14 protein-coding genes and 1 tRNA gene are annotated in these 16694 nt (G+C 63.7%); 5 read left to right on the top strand and 10 right to left on the bottom strand.

Annotation, left to right across the window (positions count from 1 at the left end):
- Positions 1-59: 59 nt before the first annotated feature.
- Together F8N82_RS00365 and F8N82_RS00360 are read right to left on the bottom strand one after the other, a co-directional pair.
- Entirely contained in the window at positions 60-989 is a 930-nt protein-coding gene (locus tag F8N82_RS00365; RefSeq protein WP_038998517.1) for an NAD-dependent epimerase/dehydratase family protein, read from the bottom strand.
- The gene (locus F8N82_RS00360; protein WP_095163158.1) at positions 982-1866 is read right to left on the bottom strand and encodes a sugar nucleotide-binding protein; all 885 of its coding nucleotides are present in this window, start codon (positions 1864-1866) and stop codon (positions 982-984) included. Before F8N82_RS00360 ends, F8N82_RS00365 begins: the two co-directional genes overlap by 8 nt.
- 295 nt (positions 1867-2161) lie before the next feature.
- Between F8N82_RS00360 and F8N82_RS00355 the strand changes: the two genes are divergently transcribed.
- Genes F8N82_RS00355 through F8N82_RS00345 form a run of 3 tightly spaced genes read left to right on the top strand, consistent with a single transcriptional unit; the run spans position 2162 to position 4089 of the window.
- The gene (locus F8N82_RS00355; protein WP_038998515.1) at positions 2162-2428 is read left to right on the top strand and encodes a hypothetical protein; all 267 of its coding nucleotides are present in this window, start codon (positions 2162-2164) and stop codon (positions 2426-2428) included.
- Between the two features lie 17 nt (positions 2429-2445).
- The gene (locus tag F8N82_RS00350) at positions 2446-3240 is read left to right on the top strand and encodes a TSUP family transporter (RefSeq protein ID WP_038998514.1); all 795 of its coding nucleotides are present in this window, start codon (positions 2446-2448) and stop codon (positions 3238-3240) included.
- A 9-nt stretch (positions 3241-3249) separates the two neighbouring features.
- Positions 3250-4089 carry an alpha/beta hydrolase gene (locus tag F8N82_RS00345; protein ID WP_038998513.1) on the top strand — a complete coding sequence of 280 codons (840 nt, stop codon included), beginning with the start codon at positions 3250-3252 and terminating at the stop codon, positions 4087-4089.
- Positions 4090-4095: 6 nt separating this feature from the next.
- Here F8N82_RS00345 and F8N82_RS00340 read toward each other — a convergent pair whose 3' ends face one another.
- Positions 4096-4914, bottom strand: a complete 819-nt coding sequence (locus F8N82_RS00340) for a Cro/Cl family transcriptional regulator (protein ID WP_038998512.1) — start codon at positions 4912-4914, stop codon at positions 4096-4098.
- A gap of 176 nt (positions 4915-5090) precedes the next feature.
- Between F8N82_RS00340 and F8N82_RS00335 the strand changes: the two genes are divergently transcribed.
- The gene (locus F8N82_RS00335) at positions 5091-6533 is read left to right on the top strand and encodes an alanine/glycine:cation symporter family protein (RefSeq protein WP_038998510.1); all 1443 of its coding nucleotides are present in this window, start codon (positions 5091-5093) and stop codon (positions 6531-6533) included.
- Position 6534: 1 nt separating this feature from the next.
- Entirely contained in the window at positions 6535-7527 is a 993-nt protein-coding gene (locus F8N82_RS00330; RefSeq protein WP_038998509.1) for an asparaginase, read from the top strand.
- 4 nt (positions 7528-7531) lie between these two features.
- Here F8N82_RS00330 and F8N82_RS00325 read toward each other — a convergent pair.
- The 7 genes from F8N82_RS00325 to fdnG all read right to left on the bottom strand — a co-directional run bounded on the left by F8N82_RS00325 (position 7532) and on the right by fdnG (position 16688).
- A tRNA-Sec gene (locus F8N82_RS00325) sits at positions 7532-7627 on the bottom strand.
- 8 nt (positions 7628-7635) lie between these two features.
- Entirely contained in the window at positions 7636-9555 is a 1920-nt protein-coding gene (selB, locus tag F8N82_RS00320) for a selenocysteine-specific translation elongation factor (protein WP_038998508.1), read from the bottom strand.
- Positions 9552-10982, bottom strand: coding sequence for an L-seryl-tRNA(Sec) selenium transferase (gene selA / locus F8N82_RS00315; protein ID WP_038998506.1), 1431 nt, complete (start codon positions 10980-10982; stop codon positions 9552-9554). Before selA ends, selB begins: the two co-directional genes overlap by 4 nt.
- 112 nt (positions 10983-11094) lie before the next feature.
- Positions 11095-12018 carry a formate dehydrogenase accessory protein FdhE gene (fdhE, locus tag F8N82_RS00310; protein ID WP_038998504.1) on the bottom strand — a complete coding sequence of 308 codons (924 nt, stop codon included), beginning with the start codon at positions 12016-12018 and terminating at the stop codon, positions 11095-11097.
- 4 nt (positions 12019-12022) lie between these two features.
- Positions 12023-12676, bottom strand: a complete 654-nt coding sequence (locus F8N82_RS00305; protein WP_038998503.1) for a formate dehydrogenase subunit gamma — start codon at positions 12674-12676, stop codon at positions 12023-12025.
- Entirely contained in the window at positions 12673-13623 is a 951-nt protein-coding gene (gene fdxH / locus F8N82_RS00300; protein WP_038998502.1) for a formate dehydrogenase subunit beta, read from the bottom strand. The genes F8N82_RS00305 and fdxH overlap by 4 nt, the downstream gene beginning before the upstream one ends.
- Positions 13623-16688 (bottom strand): formate dehydrogenase-N subunit alpha, encoded by a 3066-nt coding sequence (gene fdnG, locus F8N82_RS00295; RefSeq protein WP_141231080.1) that lies wholly within the window; start codon positions 16686-16688, stop codon positions 13623-13625. The genes fdxH and fdnG overlap by 1 nt, the downstream gene beginning before the upstream one ends.
- Between the last annotated feature and the right edge of the window lie 6 nt (positions 16689-16694).

Raw genomic sequence — 16694 nt, 5'->3', positions numbered from 1 at the left:
CGCGGGGCAAGCCCGCTCCTACAGAGGCATGTAGGAGCGGGTTTGCCCCGCGATGCGTTTCAACGGCCTAAAAGACGCGCCAGCCCAACGTGCAGTGGCGTCGGTTCGGGAAATTCAAAACGCGCCAGCAAGCGCTGATTGCTCGCCCGCGAGTGGCGGATATCACCCGAGCGCGCCGGCCCATGGCTGATCGCCGGCAGGTCACCGACCACCGACTTCAACGCGGCCAGCAACTGGTTCAGCGAAGTGGCCTGGTTCAGGCCAATGTTCACCGCCCCCTCCTCGACTTCGGCCAGCTCCAGCGCCTGGACCATGACCGTGACCAGATCGCCGACATAGAGAAAGTCGCGGGTCTGCTCACCATCGCCAAACAGGGTGATCGGCGTACCGTTCAAGGCACGCTCGCAGAAAATGCTGATGACCCCGGAATACGGCGAGGAAGGATCCTGGCGCGGGCCGAAGATATTGAAGAAGCGGAACACCACCGGTTCCAGGCCATGCTGACGGCGATAGAAGTCCAGGTACTGCTCGCTGGCCAACTTATCCACAGCGTAAGGGGTCAACGGCGCCTTGGGCGTGTCTTCCTCAATCGACTGGCCTTCGCCATTGTTGCCATACACCGCTGCGCTGGAGGCGAAAAGCACGCGTTTGATGCCGGTCAGACGCATGGCCTCGCACACGTTGAGGGTGCCGATAAAGTTGCTCTGGTGAGTTTTCACCGGGTCTTCCACCGACGCCTGCACCGAGGCGACAGCGGCCAGGTGCACGACCGCCTGGCAACCGGCTGCGGCGCGCTTGACCAGCTCCGCGTCGGCGACGTCGCCTTCGAGCAGGTGCAGGCGCGGATTGTCCATCTGCAGGTTGCTGCGCTTGCCAGTCGACAGATCGTCGAGAATGCGCACGGTGTAGCCTTTTTCCAGCAACGCATCGCTGAGGTGAGAACCGATGAAGCCGGCGCCACCGGTGATCAGAATAGGGGCATCAGCCATGACGATAGAAGCGATCCAGTAAGGGCGGCAAACCGGCGCGCCAGGCGCGGGGTTTGATGCCAAAGGTGTGGAGGATTTTCTTGCAGGCCAGTACCGCGTGTTGCGGTTCTTCGCTGGCGTCCGGACGCGCGGCATGGGCCTGCGCGGTCGGAGCCTGTACCGCCAGCTTATGCAACTGGGCCGCTTCAGTGAGGATAGCCTGCCCCAGCACCAGCGGCGTGGTCGCCTCGTTGCCGGCGTAGTGATAGGTGCCCCACAAGGGCGCGGCGCAATCGAGTTGCTTGAGCACGGACAGGATTACCCGCGCGGCGTCATCCACCGGCGTCGGGTTGCCGCGACGGTCATCGGCCAGCAGCAGCTCCTGCGGTTGCTCGGCGCGGGTCAAGAAGCGCCCCAGCACGCCATCGATGCTCTCGTCGAGTACCCAGCCAAAGCGCAGCAATACATGTTGCGGGCAGGTGGCGCGCACGCTTTGCTCGATGCGCCACAAAGCCTGGCCACGCAGGCCCAACGGCACCGGTTCGTCCTTTTCGCTGTAGGCCGTGGCCCGCGAGCCATCGAAGACCCGGTAGCTGGACGGCTGGACAAGGATGATGTTGTGGTGCTGACACAGCTCGGCCAGGCGCTCGACGGCACGCTCCTGCTGGGCCAGGCGCTGCTCGCTGACCGCTTCGGCCTGGAACCAGTCGAAATAGTAGGCCAGGTTGATCAGCGCATCGGGGCGGGTGTCATCGAGCAACTGGGTCAGGCTGGCCGGATCCCAACCGCTGTCCGGCGGGCGCGGCGCCAGAAAGCCGATATCTTCCTCGGCCCCGAGGCGAATCAGCGCTTGCCCGAGGGCACTTCCACCACCCAACAGCATCAGGCGCATTCGCATAGAGTCAGCAGGTCCGATCAGATTATTGGAAGAGAGCCTTCATTTTGCGGTTTCCGGCAGGGGAAGTCCAACACAGGGGCGCCCGTACCGCCCGCGGCTGTGTCGAGGGCAAGGTTTTTTCTGCACTTACACAACTCCGGAAACTGCCTATACTGCGCCCGGAATGAGCTGACTCGCCTGGATGGATTAACCAGGAGAATAATTAGCTTTTTCGTTCGCCGGGGAGCAGAAGCGTTTTCTCAAACCCGGTCGGCACGGATTACCAGATAAAACCAATAACAAAGGAATGTTTCCCATGCAGGATTCGGAAGTCGCGTACCTGAGTTTCGACCAGGACCAGGCCCGTACGCTGGCAACTGCCAGCCAGCACCTCGCAGAATTCGGCGGCCCTCAGGCAGCCGGCGTCACCAGCAAGGCCCGCCAGTGGGCACAGCGCCTGCACCTTACCCTCGATACCAGCAAGAAGGCCGCGCTGCAACGCTTTGACGATGGCCAGCTGTCGGCCCTGATGTGCTCGCAGATAACCTGTCCCGGTAGCGATCCACTACGGGTACGTGGCTGAACAAGGGAACCTCCCAGATGATGGAAATTGATATCACCCTGCTGCTAACCCTGGCGTCGGTGGCGCTGATGGCCGGCTTTTTCGATGCCATCGCCGGTGGCGGCGGCCTGATCACCCTGCCGGTGCTGTTCGTTGCCGGCATTGACCCGCTGGCCGCGATCGCCACCAACAAGTTCCAGGCCGCTTCGGCTACGGTCTCGGCAACATTTGCCTTTGCCCGCAAGGGCATGATCGACTGGAAAAGCGGCCTGCCCATGGCCGCCATGGCCTTTGCCGGTGGCGCCCTGGGAGCGCTGTCGGTCAGCCTGGTGCCCAAGAGTTTCCTCCAGGCCTGTGTACCAGTGCTGCTGATTCTGGTGGCCGCCTACTTTGCCTTCAGCCCCAAGCCGGACGAGCAGCAGCGCAAGGCGAGGATCTCGATCAGCCTGTTCTGCCTGGCGGTGGCGCCTGTGATCGGCTTCTACGACGGGGTGTTCGGACCGGGAGTCGGCTCGTTCTTCATGGTGGCCTGCGTGATCCTGCTCGGCCAACCCATGCTACGCGCGGTGTGTAACAGCAAGCTGCTCAATGCTGCCTGTAACCTCGGGGCGCTGTCGGTGTTCTCCCTCAGCGGGGCGATCGTCTGGCCCCTGGCCCTGGCGATGGCCTGTGCAGCCTTCGTCGGCGCACAACTGGGGGCTCGCTGCGCGGTGCATTTCGGTCCTAAACTGATCAAGCCGCTGCTGGTCTGCGTGTGCTGCATCATGGCCCTCAAGCTGCTGCTAAGCACTGGCAATCCACTCGGCGAATGGCTGCATCATCAGTTTCTATAGGCAGTGTCCATGCACCTGGAAGCAATCTCGACGCAACGCTCCACTTGGCAATACGACGAACCCGCGCCCGCTACCGAGCGCTTTATCAGCGAAACCTTCGATGGTTTCCAGCAACAGGCACGGCTGCTGATACCTGATCAGGAGCGCGTCGCGCCACTGTTTGTGATCGGTGGTGCACGCTCTGACTTCACCCGCCTCAACCCGCTGCTGTATCGCCTGCAGCAGCAAGGTATCGGCTCGCTGACCGGCAACCTCTCAGGCCACAGCCTGGCGGCCGAGCCCGGCGCGCCGCAGCCGTCACTGACCACCAACCTGGAGGAAGCGCAGCGCTTTCACCAGCATATCGCCGATCGCTGCCAGACCCTGCTCGGCCATAGCCTGGGCGGCGCCATCGCGCTGAAACTGGCTGCGCAGACACCAGCCATCGACAAGCTGGTGCTGATCTGCCCGGCGGTTTATCCGGACGCCGCCCACCAGGCGCCCTTCGGCCCGGCCTTCACTGCGGCGATTCGCCAGCCCTTCGGATTTCTCGATTGCGACAGCTACGAATTCCTGCGTACGTTTCAGGGGCGGGTGCTGCTGGTGATCGGTGAGTTCGACGGGCTCAACTCCAAGACCTACGGGCAAGCCGAAGGCACCTCGGCCGGCACCTTGTGGCTGGCCGGCGCCCAGCGTTACAGCCCGATCCCCGAAGAAGTCACCCAGGCCCTGCTGCGCGCCGTGCCCGCGCCGCACCTGGAATGCCTGCTACTGACCGATTGCGATCACGGTATCGCCGCGCATCTACGCGACAAGCCGGCCGTAGCCGATCAAGTAGCGCAGGTGGTGGCCGAGTTCATCCTTGGCTGAGCGCGATCATTCGATCTCGAACAGGCCATTGCGGATCGGCCCGGCGCTCAGACGTTCGCGCACGTCGTCGTCGATGCGCGGATCATCCGGGCGGTACAGCTTGACCTGGCGATAAGCGCTGATGCGGTTGATCTCGGTGCCCAGGTATTCCCACACCACCCGGGTGCAAGCCGGGGTGCGCCGGTCACCGCTGGAAACCCCGGTCTTGAGGCCGTTGAGGCGGGTGATGCGGCTTTTGAAGCTGGGAATCAGGATGGTCTGGCTCATCTCGTTGACGGTCAGCGACTCGTAGTCGAGCAGGAACAACCGGTCCTGCAACTGAAACGCCGCGCCCAGGTAACGGCAGCGCACCCAGTCTTCGGCCTGGACGTCCGTGCTGCTGGAGCGTTCCTGGCGCTCCTGGCGCTCGAACAGAAAGCTGCCACGCTCTTCGCGCAGGTGCACCAGCGACAGCAGGATCGAGCCAGGCACCGACATGCAGTTGGAATATTCGAAGTAGTAACCGCAGTAGCGCGACAGGTTGCCGGCGTGTTCACGCAACGGCCGCAGCAGTTCGGCCAGCGGGTCGTCCTGGCTGACCGCAAGGTTCGCTGCGCTGCGGGCACCGATCAGGCGGGCGAACTGTTCCGGCGGCAAACCCAGCTCGTAATCTTCGACACCAAAAAAATCACCGATACGCTTGAGGTTGTACGCCGTCGGCTGGCTTTGCCCGCTCAAGTACTTGTTGAACTGTGCGCGGTTGAACGACAGCTGGCGGCAAACTTCCGAGATAGAGCGGTAGTGGCTGCAGGCAAGCTTGAGATTGGTGCCAAGATTTTCGCTCATGCGAGCCGTTCCAAGTGATGCGACAGACGCCAGTTTAGCATCAAGTCGCATCAACTCAGAGCAACCCGCGAAATTGTAACCAGCCTTGTCATGACCAACCATGCGCCCCCACGGACACGGCGCATCGACGCCGACCTGTCGTCTTTCATACGAAGAATAAGAATCGAGGTCATTTCATGCTCGAAGCGCTCAACGATTTCCTCTCGGGGAAACTCCTCATCGTGCTTATCGTCGGACTCGGCAGCTACTTCACCCTGCGCTCCCGTTTCGTCCAGTTCCGCCATTTCGGCCACATGTTCAGCGTCTTCAAGGAATCCCTGCGCGGCCAGGCAGGCCAACTGAGCTCGTTTCAGGCCCTGATGCTGAGCCTGGCCGGCCGTGTCGGGGCCGGTAACATCGCCGGTGTCGGTATCGCCGTGACCCTCGGCGGCCCGGGCGCGGTGTTCTGGATGTGGGTGACCGCGCTGGTGGGCATGTCCAGCAGCTTTTTCGAGTGCACCCTGGCTCAGGTCTACAAGCGTAGCGACGGCGACGGCCTGTACCGTGGCGGCCCGGCATACTACATCCAGCACGGCCTGAAGCTGCGCTGGATGGCGATGGTGTTCGCGATCCTGCTGCTGGTGACCTACGGCTTCACCTTCAACGGCCTGCAGTCCTACACCGTGACCCACTCGCTGCAGAACGCCTTCGGCTTCGAGCCCAAATACACCGGTATCGCCCTGGCGGTGCTGCTGGGCCTGGTGTTCCTCGGCGGCATCAAGCGTATCGCCTCGGTCTCGGACCTGCTGGTGCCGATCAAGACCCTGGCCTACATCGGCGTAACCCTGTACGTGATCTTCACCCAGATCGAACACGTGCCCGCTATGCTCGAAACCATCATCAAGAGCGCTTTCGGCCTTGATCCGGCCTTTGCCGGCCTGCTCGGCAGCGCCATCGTCATGGGCGTGAAACGTGGCGTGTTCGCCAACGAAGCCGGCCTAGGCAGTGCGCCGAACGTCGCCGCCGTTGCGGCTGTGCGCCATCCGGCGGCCCAGGGCGTGGTCCAGGCCTTCTCGGTGTTCCTCGATACCTTCGTGATCTGCACCTGCACCGCGCTGCTGATCCTGCTCTCGGGCTTCTACACCCCGGGCTTCGAAGGCGACGGCATCGCCCTGACCCAGAACTCCCTGGCCGCAGTGGTCGGTGACTGGGGGCGGATCTTCGTCAGTGTCGCGCTGTCGCTGTTCGTCTTCACCTGCATCCTCTACAACTACTACCTGGGCGAAACCAGCCTGCAGTTCTTTACCCGTAACCGCCTGGTGCTGCTGGGCTACCGCGGCCTGGTACTGCTGCTGATCCTCTGGGGCTCGGTGCAGAACCTGTCGACCGTATTCGCCTTCGCCGACATCACCATGACCTGCCTTGCCTTCGTCAACCTGGTAGCCCTGGCCCTGCTGTTCAAGGTCGGCCTGCGGGTAATGCGCGACTACGACGAACAGCGCCGCGCCGGGGTCGCCCAGCCGGTGTTCGATGCGTCGAAGTTTTCCGACCTGGACCTGGACCCGGCTGCCTGGCCAGTGAACCCGCAAGTCCAGCCCCAGACCGAAGTCAACGTCGCCAGCGCACAGACGCAGAACTGACATGCGCGCCGTCAACAACCTTCTGGTGCTGTACACCGGCGGCACCATCGGCATGCTGGAAACACCCCAGGGCCTGGCGCCTGCCGGCGGCTTCGAAGCGCGCATGCGTGAACACCTGCAGCAGTTGGCCGACGCGCCGCAGCTGAGCTGGCGCCTGCACGAGCTGCGGCCGTTGATCGACAGCGCCAACATGCAGCAAGGCAACTGGCTGGCCATGCGCGAAGCGATTGTCGAAGCGGTGGAGCGCGATGGCCACGACGGCATCCTCCTGTTGCACGGCACCGACACCCTGGCCTACACCGCAGCGGCACTGTCGTTTTTGCTGCTCGGCCTGCCAGTACCCGTGCTGCTGACCGGCTCGATGCTGCCGGCCGGCGCGCCCGACAGCGACGCCTGGGACAACCTCTGCGGCGCCCTGCGCTTGATGGCGACAGGTATCGACGATGGCGTGCAGCTGTATTTCCACGGCCAGTTGTTGCACGGCGCGCGCGCTTCGAAGCTGCGCAGCGAGGCTTTCGATGCCTTCGCCGCGTTGCCGCGTGAGCGCGATGGGCAACGGCTTGAAGCGATCCCGACCTGCCTGGATTACCGCCAGCCACGCCAAGCGGTAAACCTGATGGTCTTGCCGGTGTTCCCCGGGCTTCAGGTCGGCCATTTGCGCGACCTGCTGGCCAGCGGCGTGCAAGGTTTGCTGCTGGAGTGTTATGGCAGCGGCACCGGGCCGTCGGACGATCAGGACCTGCTCGATGCACTGCACGATGCGCGCCAGGGGGGCGTATTGATCGCGGCCATCAGCCAGTGCCCGGAAGGTGCGGTGCACTTCGACACCTACGCGGCCGGCAGTCGCTTGCGCGACACCGGCCTGGTCAGCGCTGGCGGCATGACCCGCGAAGCTGCATTGGGTAAGATGTTCGCCTTGCTCGGCGCCGGGCTGGATGTGCAGGCGGCGGAGCACTGGTTCGCCCTGGACCTGTGCGGCGAGCGCGCTCAGTAGAAATTGGCGGAAGGCAGCGGGAGTCGAACCTGCCCGGGAACGGCTGCCGTCCCCAACCGGGTTTGAAGCCCGGCCGCGCCACCGGGCGCGATTGCCTTCCTTGAACAGTTACTGCCCGGGCGCTTGGGCCAGGGCATTGTCGGCGCGAATCTGGCGTCGATCACCAACACGCCGGGTCAGGCCGATACGGTCAAAGTACTCGAGTATCTGCACGCTGCGTTTGCGTCCAATCCCCAGCACATCGCGAAACGCCGCAACCTGCACCACCGGATCGTCGCTGGCCAGTTGCAAGAGCATAGCCGCCATTTGCCGGATCGTGGCCTCAGGATAGAACAGATCGCGCACCACCTGGTGCACCAGGCCCAAACGCCCAAGCTTGCGCAGCAACAAGCGCACGTCGGCTTCATCGGTTTTTACTGACCTGGCCAGATCACGCACCCAGGGCGGATCGAAGGTGCCTTCTGCAAGCAACGGTTGCAACTGGTTCCACAGTTGCGAGTCATCCTCGCTCAGGCGTATCTGGTGCTCGGGCAGATGGAGCCAGGGCCCACTGCTGACCAACTTGCCGCTGGCGAGCAACTCATCCACCAGGCTGATAAAGGCCGGACGCTCCAGAGCCAGGGCAATGAAGCGCCGCAAACGGTCGCGATCAGGACCGAGCTGATCCGGTTCCTGCGCGTGAAAGCGCGCCAACCCTTCCAGCACCGAGGCTTGTAATGCTTGCCAATGCTCATCCGTGAACAGCAGCGGGCCTTGCCGGGTGGCGATGACCTGGACGTTGGCGGCCAGTTGCCAACTACTGCGCAGGCGGTTGAACTGACGCTCCAGGCGTTGTGGATCCAGACCCATATCGTCGCTGGCGAGCAGCGCCGGCAAGGCCTGCTCCAGGCTGGTGGCGCCGGCCAATGCCTGCAACTGGGCAATGCGCGCATCGCTACGGCGCTGGCGGGCAGGCGCAAAGGGATCGAGCACGCGACCACCACCGAGGGTGCGTTGCGCACGCTGGTCACGCAGCACCAGCCGATCACCATGCACCGCTTGCAACGGTGCATTGGTGAGCAACTGGGCGAACATGCGCCCGCCCGGCAGCAACTGCTCACCTTGCAACAACGCCACCCGGGCGGTGACGTCCTGGGTCCCCAGGTGCACGTGCACCGGGCTGAAATGCTCAAAGGCGCGCAGTTCGCTGGCCAGTAGCTGCAACTCGATATCCACACGCTGGGTTGGCGCGTGCAGCCACTCGGCAAGCAGCCAGTCGCCACGGTGGATCTGCTCAAGTGCCAGGCGTTCGGCACTGATGTTCAAGGCCACCCGCTGCCCGGCATGGGCCTCGGCGGCCGCCTGGTTCTGCGCATGCAAGCCACGCACCCGCACCGGTTTGCCGGCCTTGCCCAGCAACAGGGTGTCGCCCAGTTGCACACGCCCGTCCAGGGCGGTGCCGGTGACCACGATACCGGCGCCAGCAACGGCGAACGCGCGGTCGATGGCCAGGCGAAAACCGCCCTGGCTGCTGCGCTGAGACACCTCGCCCTGGGCCGCCAGCAAGGCCAGGCGCAGCGGTTCGATACCCTCGCCGGTCACGCTGGAAACCACGTACTGCCTCGCCCCCGCATAAGGCCCGGCGGCCAGCAACACGCTGAGCTGGGCTTGCACTTTCTGTATCCGCTGCGGCTCGACCCGATCACACTTGCTGATCACCACCAACGCCCGGGGAATACCGAGCAATTCGACAATCGCCAGATGCTCGCGGGTCTGCGGCATCACCCCGTCATCGGCGGCCACGACCAGCAGCACCAGGTCGATGCCCTGGGCGCCCGCGAGCATGTTGTGGATAAAACGCTCGTGGCCGGGCACATCGATAAAGCCGCTCAGAGCTGCACCAGGGCTCAGGGCGGCATAGCGATAACCGAGGTCGATGGTCATGCCGCGCTCGCGCTCTTCCCGGCGCTGGTCGCCAGCCTGGCCGGTCAGGGCTTCGAGCAAGGCGGTCTTGCCGTGATCGATGTGCCCGGCGGTTCCGACGATCACGCCTCAAGCTCCGGCAACTGCAGCTGGGGTAACTGCGCCAGCCAGCCTGACTCGTCATCCAGTTGGCGCAGATCCAGCCACAAGGCATCGTCATCAATGCGCCCGAGCACCGGGATCGGCAAGGCCCGCAGCGCACTCTCCAGCCCGTGCAAAGTGCGCCCGCGCAAGCGCTTGGACACCTGCGGGCGCAAACACAAGGCCGCACTGGGCAAGCGCGCCACCGGCTGGCTGCCGCTGCCGATCATGCCCAGCGCAGGTTCGGCACTGACCGTCCAATGCTCGCCCAACTGTCGCGCCAACGTCGGCAGCAAGCGCTCGGCCTGCTGCTGGATATCGGCTTGCGGCCGAGTCAGCAGGCGCAGGCTGGGCAGGCGCTCGGCCAGTTGATCGGGGTTGCGGTACAAACCCAGCACGGCTTCAAGCGCCGCAAGAGTCAGTTTGTCGACCCGCAGGGCGCGTTTAAGCGGGTTCTTCTTGATCCGCGCGATCAAGTCCTTATGCCCGACAATGATGCCGGCCTGGGGCCCGCCCAGCAGCTTGTCACCGCTGAAGGTGACGATATCGGCGCCATCGGACAGGGCCTGGCGCACGGTGGGCTCGGCTGGCAGGCCCCAACGGGTAAGGTCGAGCAAGCTGCCGCTGCCCAGGTCTTCCAGCAATGGTAATCCATGGCAATGAGCCAACTGCGCCAGTTCCACGGTCGGCACCTGGGTGGTGAAGCCCTGAATGCTGTAGTTGCTGCAATGCACGCGCATCAACAGGCCGCTGCGCGGGCCGATGGCCGCTTCGTAATCGCGGGCGTGGGTGCGGTTGGTGGTGCCCACTTCATGCAGCTTGACCCCAGCGCGGGCCATGATATCGGGAATGCGAAAAGCGCCACCGATCTCGATCAGCTCACCGCGCGAGATGATCCCCTCCTTGCGTGCGCCCAGGCTGTTGAGCGCCAACAGCACGGCAGCGGCGTTGTTGTTGACCACGGTAACGGCTTGGGCGCCGGTGAGTTCGCGGATCAGCCCTTCGATCAGGTCATCGCGGTCACCGCGCTTGCCGCTGGCCAGGTCAAACTCGAGGTTGAGCGGGTAGCGGGCCGCCAGTTGCACGGCGTCGATGGCTTCCTCGGGCAGCAAGGCCCGGCCCAGGTTGGTGTGCAGCACTGTGCCGGTGAGGTTGAAGACCCGCCGGACCTGGCTGCGGTGCTGAGCAATGAGGCGCTCGCCGGCGCGGCCAAGCAGCACGGGCGCGGCCAGCTCGGCGGCGGCCAATTGACCGCGCCTGGCGTCGTCACGCAGATCGTCGAGGAGCTGGCGCAGGCTGGCCAGCAGCGCATCGCGGCCGTAGCGGTCGATCAGCGGCTGGCTGGCGGGGTGGCGCAACAGGGTGTCGATGGAGGGCAGGCGGGTCGGGAGCTTGGCGAGGTTGGACGACATTCAGAAAATCACCTTCGACAGGGGCGGCCTGATCGCGGGTCAAGCCCGCTCCTACAGGCGCCTGTGGGAGCGGGCTTGACCCGCGAAGCAAAACCTCAGTGTAGACCCGATCTCACTCCCCTCCCGGCGCCAGCAACAGGTTCGGCGCCAGGCGCTGGAATCCCTCCTGATCCAGGCGCATATCCAACGCCAGGCTGGCGAGGTCCGCCGACAGCGCTTCGGCATCGGCGTCGTTTTCCAGGTAGATGTGCTTGAGGTAGGTGTTGCAGCCTGGGCAGCACTCGGCCTGCAGCGGCGCCTTGCCGCTGGCGTAACGATCATCCTCGAGGTTGAAGTACTTGAGGTCCTTGCTCTGCTCGCAATACACGCATTTGACCCGCACCACATGCCATTCGCAGGCACACAGCGAACACACCAGGTACCGCAGGCCGTTGTACCTGCCGCGATGACGGATGACCCCGGCCATGGCCGGCGAGCCACAGGCCGGGCATTGGCAGAGGCTGTCTGCGGCTTTGAGTTCGACACCCTGCAGGCTCAGCAGCCAATGGCTCCAGGCTGCCTGCAGCGCCGCGCCGAGAAACGGCACCAGCGCCGCCGGTACCAGGCTGAACTGGCCCGCGAGCAAGGCAATGGCCCACAGCTTGCGCTGCCCGTCTGCGGCCCTTTGCAGCGTTGACACGGCATCGGCCACTGCGCCACTGGAAGCCGGATAGCACTGCAACAACGCCTGCAGATAATCCAGCCAATGCCCATCGCGCACCAGGCTGTCGGCCGCCAGCGGTGGCAAGCCGTGCTCGACACACAGGCGCTGGCGCTCGATGTCGCTGGGGGCTGCGGCAGGCGGCTGGTCCAGCAGGTTCTGCTGTACCAGGCAAAGGCCGGCGAGCAGCCGCAGGTAATCCGCCAGCGGATTGCCTTCGGCCAGTTGTTCCAGGCGCTGCGCGCGCAGGGCGAACAGGTTTTTCGGTGGCAGGTAGAGGAACGGCGGCGTACTGGCCGCCGCTTCGATCTGCCCGGGTTCCAGAAGGGTGCTCAAGCGCTCATCCTTTTTTGTTGATCGGCGGCTCCGGCTGCTTGTCGCCGGTTACGTCCCGATACCATAGCTCATGATGCTTTTTCGCCCAGGCACGGCTGACCCAGCCATGCAGCATGGCGCTGACCGAACCCTTGATCCAGATGCCGGCATAGATGTGGACGATGATGCTCAGCACCAGCACGAACGCCGCCAGGGCATGCAGCAGGGTTGCCAGGCGAATCGAGCCGATGCCGAAGTAGCTGCTGAAGTAGGCGCGCCAGATCACCACGCCGCTGATCAGCAGCACCAGCATGCACAGCAACAAGGTCCAGAACAGCAACTTCTGCCCCGGGTTGTACTTGCCGATTGGCGGCACCCCCTCCTCTTCGTTGCGCATCACCCGATCGATGCGCTTGAGCCACAGACGGTCGTTGGCGATGAAGTAATTGGCCCGCCAGAAGCGCAGCACCAGGCCGAGAAAGAACACGAACATCAACACACCCATGAACGGGTGCAGGATGCGCGTCCACGGCCCGCCGCCGAACAGATGGCTGAGCCAGAACAGCGCCGGATGGAACAGCGCCAGCCCCGACAACGCAGCCATGATGAACAGGATCGCCACCAGCCAGTGGTTGGTCCGCTCGTTGGCGTTGTAGCGCAGGATAGGTTTGTCGTTCATGGTCGTTCCTCCCCTTGCCCTGCTGGCCGGTTCGGGTCATAGACATGCACCGCAGGGTCGACCACCTGCACGCTGGTATCCGGCGGGCTCGGGTGTTCATCCTCTTCGACCCGTTGCGGGCCGACGCGCACATAGTGGAAGAACCCGGCCAGCACTGCCGCGCCCATGGCCAGCAACGCCAGCGGCTTGGTCACGCCCTTCCACAGGCCCACCAGCGGGCTGATGATCGGCTGGTCCGGCAGGCCCGCATACAAGCGCGGCGTATCGGCGTGGTGCAGCACGTACATCACGTGGGTGCCGCCGACACCGTCGGGGTCATACAGGCCGGCGTTGTCGAAACCGCGCGACTTGAGGTCGACGATGCGCTCGGCGGCATGCTCCTTCATGTCCTGCTTGCTGCCGAAGACGATGGCGCCGGTCGGGCAGGTTTTTACGCAGGCCGGCTCCAGCCCCACCGAAACACGGTCGGAGCACAAGGTGCACTTGTAGGCCTTGTGGTCCTTCTGCGAGATCCGCGGGATGTTGAACGGGCAACCGGTGATGCAGTAACCGCAGCCGATACAGTGGTCCTGGTTGAAGTCGACGATGCCGTTGGCGTGCTTGATGATCGCCCCCGGGCTCGGGCAGGCTTTCAGGCAACCTGGCTCGGCGCAGTGCATGCAGCCGTCCTTGCGGATCAGCCACTCCAGATTGCCTTCGCTGGTCTCATGCTCGGTGAAGCGCATCAGCGTCCAGGTTTCGGCGCTCAGGTCCTGCGGGTTGTCGTAGGTGCCATGGTTGTGACCGACCTCGTCACGCAGCTCGTTCCATTCCGAGCAGGCGACCTGGCAGGCCTTGCAACCAATGCACTTGGTGGTGTCGATCAGCTTGGCCACCTCCTCCAACTGGCGTATCGACGAGGGCGACGTGGTGGTGGCCGAACGGGCGACGATGTCTTGGCTAGCCATCAGACTTTCTCCACGTTGACCAGGAATGACTTCGATTCCGGCGTCTGGGTGTTGCCGTCACCGAGGAACGGCACCAGGGTGTTGGTCAGGTAGCCGTGCCGGGTTACCCCGGTAAAGCCCCAGTGCAACGGGATGCCGATCTGGTGCACGGTCTGGTTGTTGACCTGCAGCGGACGAATCCGCTTGGTCACCACCGCCACGGCTTCGATATGCCCCCGTTTGCACGAGACCCGAACCCGGTCGCCTGCGGCAATGCCCTTTTCCTTGGCCAGGACTTCGCCGATTTCGACGAACTGCTCCGGCTGGGTCACGGCGTTGATCGGGCAATGCTTGGTCCAGAAGTGGAAGTGCTCGGTCAGCCGGTAGGTGGTCGCGGCATACGGGAAATCCTTGGCATGGCCCAGGGTGTCCCATACCGAATCGAACACCCGGCCCGCCGGGTTGCTGATCGCCTGCTTGTTGTTCGGGTGCAGCGGGTTGACCCCGATGGGCGTTTCGAATGGCTCGTAATGCTCGGGGAACGGCCCCTCGGCCATCTTGTCCAGGGCGAAGAAGCGCGCCACCCCTTCGGGATTCATGATGAACGGGTTCATCCCCGACTCCGGCGCCGCATCAACCTTGAAGTCAGGCACATCCGTACCGCCCCAGGCCTTGCCGTTCCACCACACCAGGCGCTTGTTCGGCGCCCAGGGCTTGCCTTGCGGGTCAGCCGATGCACGGTTGTAGAGAATCCGCCGGTTCATCGGCCAAGCCCAGGCCCAGCCCAGGTTCTGCTTCATCCCGTACGGATCGGCGTTGTCACGTCGGGCCATCTGGTTACCTTGCTCGGTCCAACTGCCACAGAAAATCCAGCACCCGGACGCGGTGCTGCCATCGTCCTTGAGTTGGGCGAAGCCGGCCAGTTGTTGCCCGGCCTTGACCACCGCCCCCGAGGCATCGGTGACATCGGCCACGGCGTAGCCGCTGAATTCTTTGGCGATCTCTTCCGGCGACGGCTCTTCGGGCACTTTGTAAGGCCAGTTGAGCTTGAGGATCGATTCGGCCCAGGCACCACCGTCACGCTGATACCGCTCGCGCAGACGCAAGAACAGCTCGCTCATGATGCGCACATCGGTACGCGCCTGACCCGGCCCTTCCGCGCCCTTCCAATGCCATTGCAACCAACGGCTGCTATTAACCAGCGAGCCGTCCTCCTCGGCAAAACAGGTCGTCGGCAGGCGGATGACTTCGGTCTGGATATTGGCCGTCTGGACATCGTTGAACGGCCCGGCGTTGCGCCAGAACTCCGAAGTCTCAGTGGCCAACGGGTCCATCACCACCAACCATTTGAGCTTGCTCAAGGCCGCGGTAACACGGTTCTTGTCCGGCAAGGCGGCAATCGGGTTGAAGCCCTGGCAGAAGTAGCCGTTGACCTGTTCCTTGCCCATCATGTCGAACATCTTCAACACGTCGTAGCCAGGAATATCCAGCTTCGGCAGGTAGTCGTAGCCCCAATGGTTCTCGGCCGTGGCATTCGCGCCGTACCAGGCTTTCATCAGGCTGACGTGGAACTTGCCGTAGTTCTGCCAGTACGAAAGCTGCCCGGGGCGCAGTGGCTTGGGCGCACGTTTGGCGATATAGGTGTCGTAGTCCTGCTCGGCATCCGCCGGCAGGGTCAGGTAACCGGGCAGCAAGTTGGACAACAGCCCCAGGTCGGTCAGCCCCTGGATATTGGAGTGCCCACGCAAGGCGTTAACTCCGCCACCCGGCATGCCGACATTACCCAGCAGCAACTGGACCATCGCCGCACTGCGGATCATCTGCGAGCCGATTGAGTGCTGGGTCCAGCCCAGGGCGTAGAGAATCGTCATGGTCTTGCCCGGTTGCGAGCAGGTGGCGATCTCTTCCCAGATCTTGCGCATGCTGTCGACCGACATGCCGCAGATCTGGCTGGCCAGTTCCAGGGTGTAACGGCTGTAGTGCTGCTTCATCAACTGGTAGACGCAGCGTGGGTCCTGCAGGGTCGGATCAACCTTGGCAAAGCCGTCCTCGCCGATTTCGTAGCCCCAGCCGGACTTATCGATATAGCTGCGTTTGGCCGCGTCGTAACCGCTGAACAGGCCATCTTCAAAGCTGAATCCGGCTTTGACGATAAACCCCACGTCGGTGTAGTTGCGCACGTACTCGTGCTGGATCTTGTCGTTGCTCAGCAGGTAATTGATCAGGCCGCCCATGAAGGCGATGTCGCTACCGGTGCGGATTGGCGCGTAATAATCGGCCACCGACGCGGTTCGGGTAAAACGCGGGTCGACCACAATCAGCCGGGCCTTGTTGTGGGCCTTGGCCTCGGTTACCCATTTGAAGCCACACGGATGGGCTTCTGCAGCGTTGCCACCCATCACCAGGATCAGATTCGCGTTGGCGATATCGGTCCAGTGGTTGGTCATGGCTCCACGGCCGTACGTCGGGGCAAGACTTGCCACCGTCGGGCCATGTCAGACACGTGCCTGGTTATCGAACCCCAGCATGCCAAGACTGCGAACAACCTTGTGGGTCATGTACCCGGCTTCGTTGGATGACGCCGACGCCGCCAGGAAACCCACGCTCAGCCAGCGATTAACCGTCTGGCCCTGGGCGTTCTTCTCGATGAAGTTGGCGTCGCGGTCGGCCTTCATCAGGTCGGCGATGCGGTCCAGCGCCTCATCCCAGGAAATCCGCGTCCACTCGTTGCTCCCGGCCTTGCGCACCTGCGGGTACTGCAGGCGGTTGGGGCTGTGGACAAAGTCGAGCAGGCCGGCGCCTTTCGGGCACAGTGTGCCGCGGTTCACCGGATGATCGGCGTCACCCTCGATATGGATGATGTTCTGCGCAACGTTCTTGGCCCCATCGCCCTGGCTGTACAGGATCAGGCCGCAGCCGACCGAGCAATAGGGGCAGGTGTTGCGGGTCTCGATGGTGTGCGCCAGCTTGAAGTGGCGCACCTGCTCGGCGAAGGCAGGTGTCGGGGCCATGCCCAACGCCGCCAGGCTCGAGCCTCCAAGGCCTACAGCTGCGACCTTGAAGAACTGCCGACGGTTGAGATCCATCGTGCA

The sequence above is a fragment of the Pseudomonas fluorescens genome (genome assembly GCF_902497775.2).
Lineage (GTDB): Bacteria > Pseudomonadota > Gammaproteobacteria > Pseudomonadales > Pseudomonadaceae > Aquipseudomonas > Aquipseudomonas putida_F.
The sequence above is the reverse complement of the archived record's forward strand: the minus strand, read 5'-3'. Positions and strand labels throughout refer to the sequence as shown.

What these genes read in the sequence shown, in the direction of transcription:
- F8N82_RS00365 (WP_038998517.1), bottom strand. Translation starts at nt 989, where the DNA reads ATGGCTGATGCCCCTATTCTGATCACCGGTGGCGCCGGCTTCATCGGT.
- F8N82_RS00360 (WP_095163158.1), bottom strand. Translation starts at nt 1,866, where the DNA reads ATGCGAATGCGCCTGATGCTGTTGGGTGGTGGAAGTGCCCTCGGGCAA.
- F8N82_RS00355 (WP_038998515.1), top strand. Translation starts at nt 2,162, where the DNA reads ATGCAGGATTCGGAAGTCGCGTACCTGAGTTTCGACCAGGACCAGGCC.
- F8N82_RS00350 (WP_038998514.1), top strand. Translation starts at nt 2,446, where the DNA reads ATGATGGAAATTGATATCACCCTGCTGCTAACCCTGGCGTCGGTGGCG.
- F8N82_RS00345 (WP_038998513.1), top strand. Translation starts at nt 3,250, where the DNA reads ATGCACCTGGAAGCAATCTCGACGCAACGCTCCACTTGGCAATACGAC.
- F8N82_RS00340 (WP_038998512.1), bottom strand. Translation starts at nt 4,914, where the DNA reads ATGAGCGAAAATCTTGGCACCAATCTCAAGCTTGCCTGCAGCCACTAC.
- F8N82_RS00335 (WP_038998510.1), top strand. Translation starts at nt 5,091, where the DNA reads ATGCTCGAAGCGCTCAACGATTTCCTCTCGGGGAAACTCCTCATCGTG.
- F8N82_RS00330 (WP_038998509.1), top strand. Translation starts at nt 6,535, where the DNA reads ATGCGCGCCGTCAACAACCTTCTGGTGCTGTACACCGGCGGCACCATC.
- selA (WP_038998506.1), bottom strand. Translation starts at nt 10,982, where the DNA reads ATGTCGTCCAACCTCGCCAAGCTCCCGACCCGCCTGCCCTCCATCGAC.
- F8N82_RS00305 (WP_038998503.1), bottom strand. Translation starts at nt 12,676, where the DNA reads ATGAACGACAAACCTATCCTGCGCTACAACGCCAACGAGCGGACCAAC.
- fdxH (WP_038998502.1), bottom strand. Translation starts at nt 13,623, where the DNA reads ATGGCTAGCCAAGACATCGTCGCCCGTTCGGCCACCACCACGTCGCCC.